Below are 424 nucleotides of genomic sequence, written 5' to 3'. Positions count from 1 at the left end.
CAAAACGTTGCTCAGGCGCTTGGTAGAGTGTCTCGGCAGCGTCATTGCCTAACGTTGCATGGGCATAAATGCCATAACGGTGAGCATATTCCTGATCAGCGGAGGCCGCGGCCTGCACAAACGGCTCGCGTTGGTGAACGCTAGAGCGAAGCGGCAAGCCGCGTTCCTGCCAATCAAATTGAAAGCTGGTAATGTCAGGCGCTGCCTGCGCATGCAAGATACGACCAGCGCGGCCCTCGCTTTGTGCCAGCGAGCGGAACTGGTCGGGCTCAGCCACGACATGCAGCCGATCACCCTGGCGCTCTATGCGCTGCACTTGAAGGCCCGCATTTTGATTGAGCAATTGGCTGGTAGCTTGCCAAGTAGGCTGTGCTTCCGCGGTTAGCGCCACCGGTGCTGGGTCGTTCTTAACTTGGCTAAGCCC

1 protein-coding gene is annotated in these 424 nt (G+C 58.5%); it reads right to left on the bottom strand.

Annotated features, from left to right (window positions below; all coding sequences use genetic code 11):
• On the bottom strand, positions 1 to 391 hold a 391-nt coding region (locus Q5762_RS37245), incomplete at its 3' end, for a YjbH domain-containing protein (protein ID WP_315896740.1).
• Positions 392 to 424 lie beyond the last annotated feature (33 nt).

It is taken from the genome of Streptomyces sp. P9(2023) (genome assembly GCF_032436795.1).
Lineage (GTDB): Bacteria > Actinomycetota > Actinomycetes > Streptomycetales > Streptomycetaceae > Streptomyces.
The sequence above is the reverse complement of the archived record's forward strand: the minus strand, read 5'-3'. Positions and strand labels throughout refer to the sequence as shown.